Origin of the sequence: Pseudescherichia sp. AS216, assembly GCF_037152055.1 — a bacterium.
Taxonomy (GTDB): Bacteria; Pseudomonadota; Gammaproteobacteria; order Enterobacterales; family Enterobacteriaceae; genus Pseudescherichia.
In genome coordinates this window covers 74474-91515 of sequence record NZ_JBBCMV010000004.1, presented here as the reverse complement: position 1 = coordinate 91515, position 17042 = coordinate 74474, and the positions used below count along the sequence as shown (strand labels likewise).

The 17042-nt window shown below is 55.8% G+C and carries 16 protein-coding genes and 1 pseudogene; 8 read left to right on the top strand and 9 right to left on the bottom strand.

Annotated elements, in window-relative coordinates; translation table 11 throughout:
* The 7 genes from fabI to osmB all read left to right on the top strand — a co-directional run bounded on the left by fabI (nt 1) and on the right by osmB (nt 7866).
* Complete coding sequence (gene fabI, locus WFN61_RS13295; RefSeq protein WP_103820043.1) at nt 1-789, top strand: enoyl-ACP reductase FabI; 789 nt, start codon at nt 1-3, stop codon at nt 787-789.
* Between the two features lie 141 nt (nt 790-930).
* Nucleotides 931-2085, top strand: coding sequence for a CMD domain-containing protein (locus tag WFN61_RS13290; protein WP_337038773.1), 1155 nt, complete (start codon nt 931-933; stop codon nt 2083-2085).
* A gap of 78 nt (nt 2086-2163) precedes the next feature.
* On the top strand, nt 2164-4098 hold the full coding sequence (locus WFN61_RS13285) for an exoribonuclease II (RefSeq protein ID WP_337038772.1): 1935 nt from the start codon (nt 2164-2166) through the stop codon (nt 4096-4098).
* Nucleotides 4099-4325: 227 nt separating this feature from the next.
* Nucleotides 4326-6317 carry a cyclic di-GMP phosphodiesterase gene (pdeR, locus tag WFN61_RS13280; RefSeq protein WP_337038771.1) on the top strand — a complete coding sequence of 664 codons (1992 nt, stop codon included), beginning with the start codon at nt 4326-4328 and terminating at the stop codon, nt 6315-6317.
* Between the two features lie 115 nt (nt 6318-6432).
* Nucleotides 6433-6615 carry a YciZ family protein gene (locus tag WFN61_RS13275; protein WP_144814902.1) on the top strand — a complete coding sequence of 61 codons (183 nt, stop codon included), beginning with the start codon at nt 6433-6435 and terminating at the stop codon, nt 6613-6615.
* Nucleotides 6616-6620: 5 nt separating this feature from the next.
* Nucleotides 6621-7379, top strand: a complete 759-nt coding sequence (gene yciT, locus WFN61_RS13270; RefSeq protein ID WP_257757819.1) for a DNA-binding transcriptional regulator YciT — start codon at nt 6621-6623, stop codon at nt 7377-7379.
* A gap of 271 nt (nt 7380-7650) precedes the next feature.
* A complete protein-coding gene (osmB, locus tag WFN61_RS13265; protein WP_042394288.1) occupies nt 7651-7866 on the top strand; it encodes an osmotically-inducible lipoprotein OsmB in 216 nt (71 codons plus the stop codon).
* 124 nt (nt 7867-7990) lie between these two features.
* Here the strand turns inward: osmB and yciH are convergent, their stop codons facing one another.
* The 5 genes and pseudogenes from yciH to pgpB all read right to left on the bottom strand — a co-directional run bounded on the left by yciH (nt 7991) and on the right by pgpB (nt 11702).
* Nucleotides 7991-8317: a stress response translation initiation inhibitor YciH gene (gene yciH, locus WFN61_RS13260; protein ID WP_042394290.1), complete on the bottom strand. Its 327-nt coding sequence runs from the start codon at nt 8315-8317 to the stop codon at nt 7991-7993.
* Nucleotides 8317-9054 carry an orotidine-5'-phosphate decarboxylase gene (gene pyrF, locus WFN61_RS13255; RefSeq protein ID WP_144814895.1) on the bottom strand — a complete coding sequence of 246 codons (738 nt, stop codon included), beginning with the start codon at nt 9052-9054 and terminating at the stop codon, nt 8317-8319. The genes yciH and pyrF overlap by 1 nt, the downstream gene beginning before the upstream one ends.
* 180 nt (nt 9055-9234) lie before the next feature.
* A complete protein-coding gene (lapB, locus tag WFN61_RS13250) occupies nt 9235-10404 on the bottom strand; it encodes a lipopolysaccharide assembly protein LapB (protein ID WP_257757821.1) in 1170 nt (389 codons plus the stop codon).
* Nucleotides 10405-10512: 108 nt separating this feature from the next.
* Nucleotides 10513-10779: pseudogene (locus WFN61_RS13245) on the bottom strand (LapA family protein); the annotation flags it as partial.
* A gap of 155 nt (nt 10780-10934) precedes the next feature.
* Nucleotides 10935-11702: a phosphatidylglycerophosphatase B gene (gene pgpB / locus WFN61_RS13240; RefSeq protein WP_222887971.1), complete on the bottom strand. Its 768-nt coding sequence runs from the start codon at nt 11700-11702 to the stop codon at nt 10935-10937.
* A 197-nt stretch (nt 11703-11899) separates the two neighbouring features.
* Between pgpB and ribA the strand changes: the two genes are divergently transcribed.
* The gene (ribA, locus tag WFN61_RS13235; protein ID WP_042394301.1) at nt 11900-12487 is read left to right on the top strand and encodes a GTP cyclohydrolase II; all 588 of its coding nucleotides are present in this window, start codon (nt 11900-11902) and stop codon (nt 12485-12487) included.
* Nucleotides 12488-12563: 76 nt separating this feature from the next.
* Here the strand turns inward: ribA and acnA are convergent, their stop codons facing one another.
* The 4 genes from acnA to cysB form a co-directional block, all read right to left on the bottom strand.
* Nucleotides 12564-15236, bottom strand: coding sequence for an aconitate hydratase AcnA (acnA, locus tag WFN61_RS13230; protein WP_238084914.1), 2673 nt, complete (start codon nt 15234-15236; stop codon nt 12564-12566).
* Nucleotides 15237-15414: 178 nt separating this feature from the next.
* A complete protein-coding gene (locus WFN61_RS13225; RefSeq protein WP_186370541.1) occupies nt 15415-15582 on the bottom strand; it encodes a hypothetical protein in 168 nt (55 codons plus the stop codon).
* A 4-nt stretch (nt 15583-15586) separates the two neighbouring features.
* Nucleotides 15587-15727: a YmiA family putative membrane protein gene (locus tag WFN61_RS13220; RefSeq protein WP_217996440.1), complete on the bottom strand. Its 141-nt coding sequence runs from the start codon at nt 15725-15727 to the stop codon at nt 15587-15589.
* A 207-nt stretch (nt 15728-15934) separates the two neighbouring features.
* The gene (gene cysB, locus WFN61_RS13215) at nt 15935-16909 is read right to left on the bottom strand and encodes an HTH-type transcriptional regulator CysB (protein WP_042394307.1); all 975 of its coding nucleotides are present in this window, start codon (nt 16907-16909) and stop codon (nt 15935-15937) included.
* Between the last annotated feature and the right edge of the window lie 133 nt (nt 16910-17042).

Below are 17042 nucleotides of genomic sequence, written 5' to 3'. Positions count from 1 at the left end.
ATGGGTTTTCTTTCCGGTAAGCGCATTCTGGTGACTGGCGTTGCCAGCAAACTCTCCATCGCATACGGCATCGCACAGGCTATGCATCGCGAAGGCGCTGAGCTGGCATTCACCTACCAGAACGACAAGCTGAAAGGCCGTGTTGAAGAGTTTGCCGCGCAGCTGGGTTCAAGCATCGTTCTGGAATGTGACGTTGCTAAAGACGAAAGCATTGATGGCCTGTTCGCTGAGCTGGCAAAAAGCTGGCCGAAGTTTGACGGCTTCGTGCACTCTATCGGTTTTGCACCGGGCGACCAGCTGGACGGCGACTATGTAAACGCCGTAACCCGTGAAGGCTTTAAAATTGCCCACGACATCAGCTCCTACAGCTTCGTTGCGCTGGCCAAAGCGTGCCGCTCTATGCTGAACCCGGACTCTGCTCTGCTGACCCTCTCCTACCTGGGTGCCGAGCGCGCTATTCCGAACTACAACGTGATGGGCCTGGCGAAAGCCTCTCTGGAAGCCAACGTGCGCTATATGGCGAACGCGATGGGTCCGGAAGGCGTGCGCGTGAACGGCATCTCCGCTGGTCCGATCCGTACTCTGGCCGCGTCCGGGATCAAAGACTTCCGTAAAATGCTGGCGCACTGCGAAGCGGTCACCCCGATCCGTCGCACCGTTACCATTGAAGACGTGGGTAACACCGCGGCCTTCCTCTGCTCTAACCTCTCCGGCGGTATCTCCGGTGAAGTCGTTCACGTTGACGGCGGTTTCAGCATCGCTGCAATGAACGAACTGGAACTCAAGTAAGCGTTCCCTTCCCCTCCCGTTTGGGAGGGGTCTCCCCCGCTGTTTATGCTTTTCCGCTATTTATTATCACCTAACAATATTTTTCCCCTCGTTAGCGTTACGCCAGGATATTGATCGCCATTTTGAGATCAAGGAAAGCCCATGGAACAACGCCGTTTTTCCGGTAAAGGCCACTGGTATCATGAGACCCAGTCGAGTACCGGCCAGGCACAAGCGCTACCGTTAGTTCCCGAAGCCGCCACCGTCACCGATCGTTTTCTGCTGGATCTGGTGCTGCCTGACGATGTCATCGCCCCCTGTCAAGGCTGGCTGGAGCCTGCCCGCGCCCTCTACGACCGGCTTTTTCCCCGCAGCGTCACCGTTAGCCGCCAACGCACCTTCAGCGCCTACGATCGCCTGAGCACGGCCCTCACGGTAGCCCAGGTTTACGGCGTTCAGCGTCTGTGCAATCACTACGCCGCCCGCCTCGCGCCGCTGCCCGGCCCCGACTCATCCCGGGAAAGTAACTATCGCCTGGCGCAGATCACCCAGTACGCCAGACAGCTCGCCAGCTCCCCCGAGGTGATCGACGCCCGGGCGCGGGAGCAGCTTGAAGAGGTCGGGTTAACGACATGGGATATCGTGCTGATGGATCAGATTATCGGCTTCATTGGTTTCCAGGCGCGGGTCATTGCGGCGTTTCAGGCCCTGCTCTGCCAGCCCGTACGCTGGCTGCCTGGCATGGATGTGCAGCAGGACGCTGCCGCAGAGCCTTTTAGTCGTTCTGAGAGCCGCTGGACGCCAGGCCTTGCGAGCGTCGAGCCACACTTTGCCAGCCCCGCCCAGCTGAAAGCGCTGGCCCAGTGGCAGCCGCTGCCGGCCCTGAGGGTGCTGGCTCCGGTGCTGGCCCACGAGCCCCCTTTGCTCAATGCGCTGGGGGAGATCGTACAGAGCGAGCTGTGCGCCACGCTCGATGCCGCACTGGTGGATCTGGTGGCCCTGCTGACGGCACGGATTAACGGTAGCCTGGACTGCTTTAACACTCTGGCGACGTCTGCCCTACCCGACGCGCCGCTCGCGGCGTTGCGCAGCGGCGAACGGGCGTTAAACAGCTGGAGCAAGGCCGATCCCCAGGCGCGGGCCGTTATCCAGTCGGTACAACTTTTGACCCGGGCGGCAGACCGATTTAGCGCTGCCCAGTTTACTCCCCTCGTTGAACAGGGGCTTTCCCCGCAGCAGGCGGTGAATCTGCTGGCGTGGAGCGGCCTGTGCGGCTGGTTGAATCGTCTTAAAATCGCGCTGGGCGACACGCATTAGCGCGAAACAGCGCTTGAAGCGCCACCCAGAATCGCGTAAAACTGTCAGCCGCTCTTATGGCCACGAAAATATAAAATTATGTTCCAGGACAACCCGCTGCTAGCGCAGCTTAAACAGCAACTGCATTCCCAAACGCCGCGTGCGGAAGGCGTCGTTAAAGGCACCGAAAAAGGTTTTGGCTTCCTTGAAGTTGACGGCCAGAAAAGCTATTTCATTCCGCCGCCGCAAATGAAAAAGGTAATGCATGGTGACCGCGTGATCGCTGTGATCCACAGTGACAAAGATCGTGAATCCGCCGAGCCGGAAGAGCTTGTCGAGCAGTTCCTGTCGCGCTTTGTCGGTAAAGTACATAGAAAAGACGATCGTCTGTCTATCGTGCCGGATCATCCGTTGCTGAAAGAGGCGATTCCCTGCCGGGCCATGCGCGGCGTGGAGCATGATTTTAAAGAGGGCGACTGGGCGGTAGCCGAGATGCGTCGCCATCCGCTGAAGGGCGATCGCGGCTTTTACGCCGAGCTGACGCAGTTTATTACCTTCGGTGATGACCACTTCGTTCCGTGGTGGGTGACCCTTGCCCGCCATAATCTGGAGAAAGAGGCACCGAACGGTGTGGCGACCGATATGCTGGATGAAGGCCTGGAGCGTGTCGATCTGACAGCCCTGGACTTTGTCACCATCGACAGCGCCAGCACCGAAGATATGGACGATGCCCTGTTTGTTGAAACGCTGGCTGACGATAAGCTGCAGCTGACCGTCGCCATTGCCGATCCCACCGCGTGGATCGCTGAGGGCAGCAAGCTGGACGATATCGCCAAAGTACGCGCCTTCACCAACTACCTGCCGGGCTTCAACATCCCGATGCTGCCGCGCGAGCTGTCAGACGACCTCTGCTCTCTGCGTCCGCAGGAGGTCCGTCCCGTGCTGGCCTGCCGCATGATCATTGCCGCCGACGGCACCATTGAAGAGGATATTACCTTCTTCGCGGCAACTATCGAATCCAAAGCTAAGCTGGTCTATGACGAGGTCTCAGACTGGCTGGAAGGCAACGCGGGCTGGCAGCCGCCGTCAGAGGCGATTGCCAACCAGATCCGCCTCCTGCACCGCGTCTGCCTGAGCCGCAGCGAGTGGCGTACCCAGCACGCGCTGGTGTTTAAGGATCGTCCGGACTACCGCTTTGTGCTGGGTGAAAAAGGCGAGGTGCTGAATATCGTGGCCGAGCCGCGCCGCATTGCTAACCGCATTGTGGAGGAGTCAATGATCTCCGCCAACATCTGTGCGGCACGCGTGCTGCGCGCTAAGCTGGGCTTCGGGATCTACAACATTCACCTCGGGATCGATCCGGCGAATGGCGAAGCGCTGGCCGCGCTGCTGAAAACGCACGGCATGCACGTCGACGCCGAAGAGGTGCTGACCCTCGAAGGCTTCTGCAAGCTTCGCCGGGAGCTTGACGCTCAGCCGTCAGGTTTCCTTGATAGCCGTATCCGCCGCTTCCAGTCCTTTGCTGAAATCAGCACCGAGCCGGGTCCTCACTTCGGTCTGGGTCTGGATGCCTACGCGACCTGGACCTCACCTATCCGTAAGTATGGCGATATGATCAACCATCGCCTGCTGAAGGCGATTATCAAGAACGAAACCATTGCTCGTCCGCAGGATGACGCCACGGTGCAAATGGCTGAACGTCGCCGTCTCAACCGTATGGCGGAGCGTGACGTTGGCGACTGGCTGTATGCGCGCTTCCTGAAAGACAAAGCCGGCACCGATACCCGCTTTGCCGCAGAAATTATCGATATCAGCCGCGGCGGTATGCGCGTGCGTCTGGTGGATAACGGCGCGGTCGCGTTTATTCCAGCTCCGTTCCTGCATGCCGTGCGCGATGAGATGGTGTGTAGTCAGGAGAGCGGCACGGTAACGATTAAAGGCGAAACCGTGTATAAAGTTAGCGATGTGATTGATGTCACTATCGCTGAAGTACGCATGGAGACGCGCAGCGTTATTGCCCGCCCGCTGGCCTAATTATCTCCCTGCCCTGTCGGCCTCGTAATATACGCGGCCGACAGCATTTTACCCTTCCCTGCCTGTAATAAATATTCACTAATTCTGCTTTTTAGCTGACGAAGAAATATTATAATATCGCCTGTAAAAACAGTGTGTTCCGTTATTAAGCTTGCGGCTTTGTCGATCTTAACGTTGTCGATTTTAAAATGGGTGAACGTAGCGCGTCGGGTGGGACAGGAGGAAACATGAAAGAGGATTTGGATCAAAAGGGGCTGTTCCGCTATCTGGGCTTAAATAGCCCCTTTTGGCGACTCTCTGCTGACAGCAATACGCTACATCTTGCCACCAGTGAAAATGCCGAAGCCAGCCAGACAATAACGCTTAACGATGAGCAAGCCGAGCAGATCCGGGCGATGACGGTAATTACCTCCAGCGTAACGACCACCTTGCCGCTGTTAGACCGCGAGGTGACCCTGCATCTGGTTGGCAGAAAAACCGGTAAAACTGAGTGGACAGGTACCGCCTCCTCCTGGAGTGATACCTCTCCCATAGCGCAGGATTTAGTCCAGGGCCTCTCCTTTGCTGAACAGGTGGTGTCGGAAGCCCACTCGGCAATTGTTATTCTCGATCGCCACGGCAATATTCAGCGCTTTAATCGGCTATGTGAGGAATATACCGGGCTGCGCGAAACAGAGGTTATTGGCCAGAACGTTTTTAAATTATTTATGAGCGCCAGAGAAGCCGTCGCGGCGCGGCGTAACATCGCTAATTTTTTTCAGAGCGGTAGTTCGTACGAAGTTGAACGCTGGATTAAAACCCGTAAAGGACAGCGGCTGTTTCTCTTCCGCAATAAATTTGTCCACAGCGGCAGCGGTAAAAACGAAATATATCTTATCTGCTCCGGCACCGATATTACCGAAGAGCGCCGCGCCCAGGAGCGTCTGCGCGTGCTGGCCAATACCGACATTGTCACCGGCCTGCCTAACCGCAATGCCATCAACGAGCTGACGAGCGACGCCATTGCGAAACGGGGCGATAGCCAGGTGGGTATCGTCTATCTCGATCTCGATAATTTTAAAAAGGTCAACGACGCCTACGGCCATATGTTTGGCGACCAGCTGTTGCAGGCGGTGGCGCTGGCTATTTTAAGCTGCCTGGACGAAGGCCAGGTGCTGGCAAGGCTGGGCGGCGACGAGTTTATCGTGCTGGCGACTAAAACCTCGCAGAGCGCACTGGAGGCGATGGCATCCCGCATCTTAAACCGGCTGCGCCAGCCCTTCCGCATCGGGCTTATCGAGGTCTACTCGGGTTGCTCGCTGGGCATTTCGCTGGCCCCCCAGCACGGCAAGGATCGGGAGACTGTCATCCGCAACGCCGATACCGCCATGTATACCGCCAAAGAGAACGGCCGGGGTAAGTTTTGTGTCTTTACACCAGAGATGAACCAGCGCGTCTTTGAGTATCTGTGGCTCGATACTAACCTGCGCAAGGCGCTGGATGATAATCAGCTGGTGATCTACTACCAGCCCAAGGTAACCTGGCGCGGCGAGATCCGCAGCCTGGAGGCGCTGGTACGCTGGCAATCGCCGGAGCGCGGCCTTATCGCCCCGACGGAGTTTATCTCCTATGCCGAGGAGTCGGGCCTGATTGTCCCGCTGGGGCGATGGGTGATGCTGGACGTGCTGCAGCAGATTGCCAAATGGCGCGACAAGGGGCTAAACATACGCGTTGCGGTGAACCTCTCCGCACGCCAGTTAGCTGACCAGACCCTGTTCAGCGATCTCAGACAGGCGCTTAGCGATCTCCATTTTGAATATAGCCCGATTGACGTTGAGCTAACCGAAAGCTGCCTGATTGAAAACGAAGAGGTAGCCCTGTCGGTGATTGAGCAGTTTAGCGCCCTCGGCGCGCAGGTGCATCTCGACGACTTTGGTACCGGCTACTCGTCGCTGTCGCAGCTGGCACGCTTCCCTATAGATGCCATCAAGCTTGACCAGTCGTTTGTGCGCGACGTGCACAAGCAGCCGGTTTCGCAGTCGCTGGTACGGGCGATCGTCGCCGTGGCGCAGGCGCTAAATTTACAGGTCATTGCCGAGGGCGTAGAGAGCGCCAAAGAGGATGCGTTTCTGACGAAAAACGGCGTCAACGAACGACAGGGATTTCTGTTTGCTAAGCCCATGCCTGCCGCCGCCTTTGAGCGTTGGTACAAGCGTTACCAGACGCGAAAAATGCGTTAGCCATTGACGAATATCCTTTGCTTATGCATTTTTGAGATTTATTTTTTTCTCCTTCTCTTTTTACACTATTTTTAGCATCATTAAATTTATTACCTTTTTGATCAGGAGTGACATGATGGCTGACATCGACGCAAAGCAACTGGCAGGACGGATTGATACCGTGCTCGATATTCTGGTTGCAGGTGATTACCACTCTGCCATTCATAATCTTGAAATCCTTAAGGCAGAGCTGCTGGCGCAGAATGATGCCGAGCAGGCTCAAGGACAAAATTTGCCTAAAACGCCGTGGGAAATTTAATCGCAATGAATTCCCGACAACAAATTATTTTGCAGATGGTAATTGATAAAGGCCGGGTCAGCGTGACCGATCTGGCTAAAACAACCGGCGTATCGGAAGTGACCATCCGTCAGGATTTGAATACGCTGGAAAAGCAGAGCTATTTGCGCCGCACCCATGGCTATGCGGTCCCGCTGGAAAGCGACGATGTTGAAACCCGCATGCTCAATAATTTTGCCCTGAAGCGCGAACTGGCAGAATTTGCCGCCTCCACGGTGGAGCCCGGTGAAACGATATTTATTGAAAATGGCAGCAGCAATGCGCTACTGGCACGCACCCTCGCTGAGCAGAAAGATATCACTATAATCACGGTGAGCAGCTATATTGCTCATCTGCTTAAAGAGACCTCCTGCGAAGTGATCCTGCTCGGCGGCATCTATCAGAAGAAAAGCGAGAGTATGGTGGGGCCGCTGACGCGCCAGTATATTGCTCAGGTACACTTCAGCAAGGCGTTTATTGGTATTGATGGCTGGCAGCCTGATACCGGCTTTACCGGCCGGGATATGATGCGCGCTGACGTCGTGAACGCCGTGCTGGAAAAGGGCTGTGAGGCCATTATTCTCACCGACAGCTCAAAATTTGGTGTAGTTCATCCCTACCCGCTTGGACAGCACCACCCTTTTAACAGGGTGATCACCGATGACAAGCTTAACGCAGCCACGCAGCGCGAGCTGGAGCAGGCTGGCGTGCATGTCGATATTGTTAAATCTCCCCGCACGCGCTAACGCTTTTAGCCCATGAAAGTGGGCTATCTCCCTCATCTATGAGACTTTTCTGACGATTCAATTAAGACTTTTTACCTGTCTGTTCAACAGGCAAGAAGTAAAATTATGTTCAGCGATATAACAGGATGTAACTACCGCCTCGCTTCAGTTGAGCGTGGTTATCAGTAACAACTGTGTAACATAATTTACGGAAAAAGACTTTAGAGTGTCATAACCACACTATACTTAAAGAGATTTCTTTCCGTGAATCGAAATTTCAGGAGAAAGTATTATGATGTTATCAAGCAAAAAAGCAGCAACTGTCGTACTGGCTGTTACACTGGCAATGTCTCTGAGCGCCTGTTCCAACTGGTCTAAACGCGACCGTAACACCGCTATCGGTGCCGGCGCAGGTGCGATCGGTGGCTCTGTCCTGACCGACGGCAGCACCTTGGGTACCCTGGGTGGCGCGGCGGTGGGTGGTATTATTGGTCACCAGGTGGACTAATAATATGACGTAGCAGGTCTTTCAAGGATTGAAAACGCGTTCTGATAACGCCGTAATACTTTCTTGCAGATCTGAATAACGTAATAAAAAGCCACAGCAATCGCCGTGGCTTTTTATTTATCTGTTAGCCGCCCGCCAGCTTGACCTTCATGCCTTTGGCTTCCAGCAGCGTTTTAAGCAGATCGCGCTTGTCACCCTGAATTTCAATGACGCCCTCTTTCACCGATCCGCCACAGCCACACTTCTTCTTCAGCTCCGCAGCAAGCTTATTTAGCGCCTCATCGTCGCCCTCTACGCCGGTAATCAGGCAGACACCCTTACCTTTACGCCCGCTGGTTTGCTTTTGAATGCGCACGATGCCATCGCCTTTTGGCCGCTCAGGTGCAGCTTTAGGTTCATCGATACGCCCGGTTTCGGTGGAGTAGACTAAACGGCTGTTACTGTCCTTCATTATGCCTCCAGCTTCAGGGAGGCATTAATTTCGCTGAGGGTCTGGGCTGGATCGGCAGACTGGGTAACCGGACGACCAATTACCATATAATCAACGCCTGCCGCCAGCGCCTGCTGCGGCGTCATAATCCGCCGCTGATCGCCCACTTCGCTGCCTTGAGGACGGATCCCTGGCGTCACCAGCTTAAACGCCTGCCCCAGCTCGCTCTTGAAGCGCACCGCCTCCTGCGCAGAGCAGACAACACCATCCAGGCCGCACTCCCTCGTCAGGCGCGCCAGGCGCTCGGCGTGCTCAGCAGGCGTGCTGCTGATGCCCAGATCGAGCAGATCGCTGGCCTCCATGCTAGTCAAAACCGTTACGGCAATGAGCAGCGGTGCGTCCTTGCCAAACGGCACCAGCGCCTCGCGGGCGGCGTTCATCATACGTGCACCACCGGAGGCGTGAACGTTGACCATCCAGACACCAAGATCGGCCGCCGCGGCCACCGCATGGGCTGCGGTATTGGGAATATCATGAAACTTCAGATCGAGAAACACATCGAAGCCGCGCTGGTGAAGCTCGCGCACGAACTGCGGCCCAAAACGGGTAAACATCTCTTTGCCTACCTTCAGGCGGCAGTCGCTGGGAGCGATGCGATCGACAAACTCAAGAGCGCGATCGCGACTGGCGTAATCGAGAGCAACCACAACGGGAGAGTGGCACAGAGATGTGGAAGAAGATGAAGCAGTAGACGTCATGACCAGACCTTCTTGTTGATGAGCACGCGCGGGCGCAAAAGGATAAACGGGCAGCATTCTAACTGCGTGCGGAGGAAATTGACAGGGTGTATTTTCTGCTGCCTGACTGATTCGGCACGGTGCGAGCTGGAATATGAATCCATTAAAGGATGTTGTAACTAAAGTGGGCTTTTTTTTAAATTACTGGCCGTCGAGACCGCGAATTGGCTTCACCGTTGACCATGCCCGACAGGAAGGACAGTGCCAGTACATAGTGTAGGCCGTAAAACCGCACTTCTGACAGCGGTAGCGCGGCTTGCTGCGGATCTGCTCCCCGACCATGTCACGCAGCGCCATCAGGCTCTCTTTCGCCCGTCCCTCTTCGGCATCGTGCAGGTGGTAATCCATCAGCTTATGGAAAACGCGCATCGTGGGGTGACGCTGGAGCTGACGCGTGACGGTGACCTGCGCCTGATCCTGCCCTTCACGCTGGTCGATAATTTCAGCCAGCATCAGATCGGCGGTCGCACCCACGTTCTCCTCAACGCAGCGGGTAAGAAATTCTGCCCACTCGTCGTTTTTCCCGAGCTGGAGGTAGCAGGTCTGCAACATCTCCAGGGTTTCGCTGACCAGCTCTTTATCCTGATCGATTACCCGCAGCAGGCTCTCCATCGCTTTGGCGTAATCGCCTTTGGCAATCAGCACGCGGCCAATCATGATAGAGACCCGGGGGCTGGTGCGATCGGCGGCAGCGCCTTTTTTCAGCAGCACCATCGCGCGGTCCATGTCATCGTTACCCATCTGCTGCAATGCAAGCTCACAGTAAAAATGGGCAATTTCGCCGCGCTGTTTATCTTTACCCAGCTTAACCAGACGCTCGGCCACGTCGATCGCCTTCTGCCACTCGCTGGTGGCCTGATAGATCTGCAGAAGCTGCTGTAGCGCCCCGATGCGAAAATCGGTTTCGTCCACCAGCTGATTAAACATATCTTCGGCGCGATCGTACATGCCCGCAGCCATATAGTCGCGGCCCAGCTGCTGAACCGCCAGAAGGCGCTGGTCATAGGAGAGAGAGGCGCTCTCCATCAGGGTCTGATGGATGCGGATAGCGCGATCCACCTCGCCCCGGGAGCGAAACAGGTTCCCCAGGGTGAGATGCGCCTCAACGGTGCCGGTATCCTCTTTGAGCATGTCGAGGAACAGATCTACCGCCTTATCCTGTTGGTTACTCAGCAGGAAGTTGACGCCAGCCACGTAGTCACGCGACAGCCGGTTGGCCTCATCCTGCTTTGTTTGTTGCGCACTTCTGCGTCCCATGTACCAGCCGTAGGCGGCTGCCACGGGTAACAGCAGAAACAACAGCTCCAGCATAGCCTGTTATTCCTTGACGACCGGCGTCGTTGCGGTCGTTACCGGAACGCTATGGGTGGCAGGCGCAGTTGTTGCAGGCGCAGCAGGGACAGCCGTTGCAGGAGCAGTCGTTGCAGGGGCGATTTGCTGTTCGAGACGCTTAATCTTCCGCTCTGCCCGCGCCAGAGAGACCCGCACGCACAGCCAGAAGAGACCACAGATCAGCCAGCCGATAGCAAAGCCAGCGGCGAACAGAATCGCCAGCAGCGTAGAGATACGATACTCCCCCTGCGCCAACAGGTAATTGAAGGTCACCTGCTGATCGTTTTGCGCACCCAGAGTGACGGAAACGACAAAGATTGCTAACACCAGTAAGAAAATGAGTAGATATTTCACATTACTTCCCGTTATGTGGCTTAGGGCGAATAAATTCTGTTCAACCTGCTGCATCCAGCCTTATAAACTACCATTTTCGCGCAGCGGACGAAATGGAAAACCGTGACATCCAGATGATGTAAGGCCAAAAAGCAGAAATTCAACGCTAAGCGGCCTTACTCATTTTTCTCTTCACGCTGGGCTATCTCGATGTCTTCTTTCACCGGCGGCGTCAGTGGTCCACAGAGACGCTGCGCAAGCCAGGTGGCCAGGGTGACCAGAATACCGGAGATGAGCGTCGCCACCGCCAGATCCTGCGGCCAGTGCATGCCCAACAGCAGTCGGCTGCCCATCACCAGCACCGCCCAAACCATCAGCACAACGATAGTAACCGTGCGGCGGCGAGGCCACAGCAAGCCCACGGCCAGCAGCGCCCAGCTGGCGGCAAACATCGTGTGACCGGAGGGGAAGGCAAAGCCGGTCTCTTTCTGCCAGTGCTTGCGCAAAAACTCAGGCACGTTGTCCTGCTCGGTAAGCTGCGCCTGCACCAGGGCACCGCGCTCCTTACGTTTTAAAGTGTAGAACTCATCTACCGGAATTTGGTGAGTTTTTTCGAGCCACACGACAAACGGCCGCGGCTCCTGAGCCTGGGTTTTAACCCAGGATTTCACCCCCTGGCCAATCACGATTGCTGCCCCAAGAATGGCAAACAGCATCAGCGCCGCCTTCAGGCGAAAGCGTAAGCACCACAAAAACCAGCCGCATAAGACGACGTGGGTAATGATGCCCCAGGGCTGGGTGACCGTTTCCGTGATCCAGTAGAGCATTTTAAGCCAGCCGCTGTGGCCCCCAGGCTGCCAATGCCAGCCGAAGAGCAATACCAACAGTGGCATGATCAGTAGAAGTCCCGTTCCGGCGGCAATCCGTCTTGCGATTGAGAGCATTTTCTTTCCCTTTCAATTAAGTGACACAATAATAACTGAAAAATAACAAGTTCGGCGGATTTGACGGATTTGTGCGTTTAATCTTTGTAAGCCACGGTGGCGATTAGTGAAGTGGCGCGCCTTGTGGCAAAATAGGGACAGACAGAAAGCCTCAAGGCTACGGGCACAGAAAGTGCCAGCTTAATCTGGAGAATCACATGCAGCTTAAACGTGTGGCAGAAGCCAAACTGCCAACCCCCTGGGGCGACTTCCTGATGGTGGGATTTGAAGAACTGGCAACCGGACAGGATCACGTTGCTCTGGTCTATGGCGATATTTCCGGTCAGACGCCGGTGCTCGCCCGCGTCCACTCAGAGTGTTTGACCGGCGACGCCCTGTTCAGCCTGCGCTGCGACTGCGGTTTTCAACTGGAAGCCGCCCTCTCCCACATCGCTGAAGAGGGACGCGGGATCCTGCTGTATCATCGTCAGGAGGGTCGCAACATTGGCCTGCTGAATAAAATCCGCGCTTACGCACTACAGGACCAGGGCTATGATACCGTAGAAGCTAACCATCAGCTGGGCTTTGCCGCCGACGAGCGTGATTTTACGCTGTGCGCGGACATGTTCAAGCTGCTGGGCGTGGATGAGGTACGGCTGCTAACCAATAACCCGCGCAAGGTAGAGATCCTTACCGAGGCCGGGATTAACATCGTTGAGCGCGTGGCGCTGATCGTTGGGCGTAACCCTAATAATGAGCACTACCTTGATACCAAGGCAGCTAAGATGGGCCATCTGCTGGGTTGATTGAGGCGAGACAACGCCGGGTGGCGGTATCCGCCTTACCCGGCCTACATGGTTCTGTAGGCCGGGCATTGCTGACTTACAGCATATTACGGATCACGTAGTGCAAGATCCCATCGTTCTGGTAATAGGTTAGCTCAGTAGCGGTATCGATACGACAGCGGCAGTCAATAGTCTCCTGACTGCCATCCACCCGCGTCAGCCGCACTGGAATAGTCGCGCCCGGCTTGAGCTGGGTCAGATTATCGACGTCAATCTTCTCTTCCCCCGTCAGCCCCAGCGTTTTACGCGTCACGCCCTGCGGAAACTCCAGCGGCAGGATCCCCATACCAATCAAGTTCGAACGGTGAATACGCTCGAACGACTCGGCAATAACGACGCGAATACCCAGCAGACGTGGCCCCTTAGCGGCCCAGTCACGGCTGGATCCTGACCCGTACTCTTTACCGGCAACGACCGCCAGCGGCGTCCCCTCTTTCTGGTAACGCATGGCCGCGTCATAGATAGAGATGACTTCGCTGCCCGGCAGATGCCGGGTCATCCCGCCCTCGATGCCAGGAACCATTTCGTTACGAATACGGATGTTGGCAAAGGTGCCGCGCATCATCACTTCATGGTTACCCCGACGTGAACCGTAGGAGTTGAAATCCCCGCGTTCCACCCCGTGGCTTTGCAGGTAGCGCCCAGCCGGGCTGTCCGGTTTGATGCTGCCTGCTGGCGAGATATGGTCGGTCGTCACAGAGTCGCCCAGCATCGCCAGGATCCGTGCCCCATGAATATCTTCCACCTGCTTCGGTGTCGCCAGCATCTCATCAAAGAACGGTGACAGGCGGATGTAGGTCGAGTCATTCTGCCAGCTATAGGTGTCGGAGTGCTCTACCTCAATCGACTTCCACTCGTCGGTACCCTCAAACACTTCGGCATACTCTTTGCGGAACATGTCGGTTGAAACATGCTCAACGGCGCGGGCAATTTCATCGCCCGACGGCCAGATATCCTTCAGGTAGACCGGATCGCCTTTTCTGTCGTGGCCAAGCGGATCGGTGGCCAGGTTGATATTCATATTCCCCGCCAGGGCATAGGCCACTACCAGCGGCGGCGACGCCAGCCAGTTGGTCTTCACCAGGGGATGAATTCGACCCTCAAAGTTGCGGTTACCCGAGAGCACCGCCCCAACGGTCAAATCGCCTTTTTTGATTGCCTGCTCGATAGGATCGGGTAGCGGCCCGGAGTTACCGATACAGGTGGTGCAGCCATAACCCACCAGGTTGAAGCCTAGCTCATCCAGCCAGGGAGTCAGTCTGGCCTGAGCGAGATAGTCAGAGACCACCTTCGAGCCAGGTGCCAGCGACGCTTTCACCCACGGCTGGCGCTTCAGCCCTAGCTCTACGGCTTTTTTCGCCAGCAGCCCCGCCGCCATCAGCACGCTCGGGTTTGAGGTGTTGGTGCAGGAGGTGATTGCCGCGATAACTACCGCTCCGTCCGGCAGCTGATATTGATGCCCGTTCAGCGTATACTCCACCGCCTGGCGATCTTTCTGAGAGTGGTTCAGCTCAAGCTCTGAACTGGCGGCAAATGCCTGGGGTACTTCGCTAAGCACAACGCGGTCCTGAGGACGCTTTGGCCCGGCAACGCTGGCCTCTACCTCAGCCATATTGAGTTCGAGAGTGCTGGTAAAGACCGGCTCATCGCCAGTATTACGCCACATCCCCTGCGCTTTCGTGTAGGCCTCCACCAGCGCCACCTGCTCTTCGCTGCGGCCGCTGAGGCGCATATAGTTGAGCGTAACGTCGTCGATAGGGAAAAAGCCGCAGGTTGCGCCATATTCCGGGGCCATGTTAGCGATAGTCGCACGATCCGCCAGCGGGAGATGATCGAGACCGTCGCCGTAAAATTCGACGAATTTACCTACCACACCGTGTTTACGCAGCATCTGGGTCACGGTCAGTACCAGGTCGGTAGCGGTAATGCCTTCGTTAAGCTTGCCGGTCAGCTTGAAGCCAACCACATCGGGGATCAGCATGGATACCGGCTGCCCCAGCATCGCGGCCTCGGCCTCGATACCGCCGACGCCCCAGCCCAGCACCCCCAGGCCGTTGATCATGGTGGTGTGCGAGTCGGTGCCCACCAGCGTGTCCGGATAGGCGACCCACTCTTTATCCTGCAGTTCGCTCCAGACCGCTTTGCCGAGGTATTCGAGGTTTACCTGATGGCAGATCCCGGTTCCCGGCGGCACGACGCTGAAGCGGCTAAAGGCCTGCTGGCCCCAGCGCAGAAACTGGTAGCGCTCATGGTTGCGCTCCATCTCCAGACGGACGTTCTCTTCAAAGGCGTCATCGTCGCCGAAGTGGTCCACGGTAACAGAGTGGTCGATCACCAGATCGACCGGAGAGAGCGGATTGACTTTTGCGGTATCGCCGCCGAGACGTTTAACCGCTTCGCGCATGGCGGCCAGGTCAACCACGGCAGGCACGCCGGTGAAGTCCTGCATCAGCACCCTTGCCGGGCGATAGGCGATCTCCCGGTCAGCGTGGGCAGACTGGAGCCACCCGGCTAACGCACGAATATCCTCTTCGGTGACGGAATCCTCATCCTGCCAGCGCAGGAGGTTTTCCAGCAGTACTTTTAGTGACTTGGGTAAGCGGGAAATATCCCCAAGTGCCTTTGCGGCCAGCGGCAGGCTGTAATAGTGCCAGGTTTTGTTCTCTGCCTGCAATGTATCCTTACTGGCTTCGCGTAGGGTAGACGACATAAGCTCCTCCTAATACAGAGTATCGATACCCTGACTGGTATCAGGGTCTGTATTAAAGATAACACAAACATGCCGTAACGTTTTGATAACAACCCAAATCGCTAAATTGGGTGCTTTTCCGGGGGTCTGAACGTAAAAAACCTCGCCGGGGCGAGGTTTCGGGTAGAGAAGATGACCGCTATTTTTTGGGTTTATCGTCAGCAAAAGAGTCAATAAACGCTTTCTGCGCCGCCGTAAGCTGCCAGCCCGCCGGGATCTGCACCGTCGTCTGGCTCTCGCTTACGTGAGGATGTTTAGGGGACCGGCAGCGGTCCTGAACCGGATTTAACCGCTCGGTAATTGCCATAGGCCTAACCCCAAAATTTCCAGATAACCAGCGCCACAACCGCCCAGAAGAAAGCCGAACCGAGAAATACCGCGAGCCACGCTTTACGCTTAAGCGCGAGATCCCTTTGCGGTTCTTCACTTCCTGCTGGCATTGCTAACCTCACACAATCGACATCGCTTATCATATTGACACCGAACAATAGGTTTAAGTAATCATCACATAGGACAAATCCTAAAGAAACTTTAGCCTAAAATCCAGCGAATTTACGAATCATTTCGAGTGAAATATTCGATGTTATGATCGCGAAGAGAATATTGTAGAAGGTAATTTGCGCTGCGCCGCGTTAGCGTCTACTTTTGTCGCCCTTCTGTTATTTTTCCGGCAGCTTTATATCGTGGAACATGGCTTCAATATCCTCGTTCGAACGTAAGGCGACGGCGGTATCGACAACGTCACGGGTAAGATGCGGAGCGAAGCGCTGGATAAAGTCATACATGTAGCTGCGTAAGAAGGTACTGCGACGGAAACCGATTTTGGTGGTGCTGTGGCTGAACACGCCCTGCGCATCCAGCTTGACCAGATCAGGGTCGGAAATAGGATCGACAGCCATGCTGGCAATCACCCCCACCCCCAGTCCGAGACGGACGTAGGTTTTGATCACGTCAGCGTCGGTAGCGGTAAAGACAATGCGCGGCGTCAGGCCAGCACGGTTAAACGCGGTGTCCAGTTCGGAGCGGCCGGTAAAGCCAAAGGTGTAGGTGACCAGCGGATACTGGGCCAGCTCTTCAATGCTCACCGACTGCTTGCCTGCCAGCGGGTGATCTGGCGTCACCACGATAGAGCGGTTCCAGTGGTAGCACGGGAGCATCACCAGATCGTCGTAGAGATGCAGCGCTTCGGTAGCAATGGCAAAGTCCGCGTTGCCCTTAGATACCGCTTCAGCAATCTGTGTGGGCGATCCCTGATGCATATGCAGGGATACGCGCGGGTAGCGCTCAATAAAGCCTTTGATCACGTTAGGCAGCGCATAGCGGGCCTGGGTATGGGTGGTCGCCACGTACAGCGATCCCTTATCCGGCCAGGTGTGCTCGCCGGCAACCGATTTTATCGCCTCTACCTTGGAGAGCACCTCGCGGGCGATGCGGATGATCTCCTGACCAGCCGGCGTGACCTGAGTAAGATGCTTACCGCTGCGGGCAAAAATCTGGATCCCCAGTTCGTCCTCCAGCATACGAACCTGCTTACTGATCCCGGGCTGCGAGGTATAAAGCCCTTCGGCAGTAGATGAGACGTTAAGGTTATGGTTGACCACCTCAACAATATAGCGAAGCTGCTGTAGTTTCATGACGGACCATCCGATTTTGCGCACACGGCATCGTCTAAGACGATTTAATAATAAGAGAGGAAGTAGCTATAACCACTATATCATTTATATCTACAGTGTATAGATATGAAAAAAAAATAATAATGTCGTTATA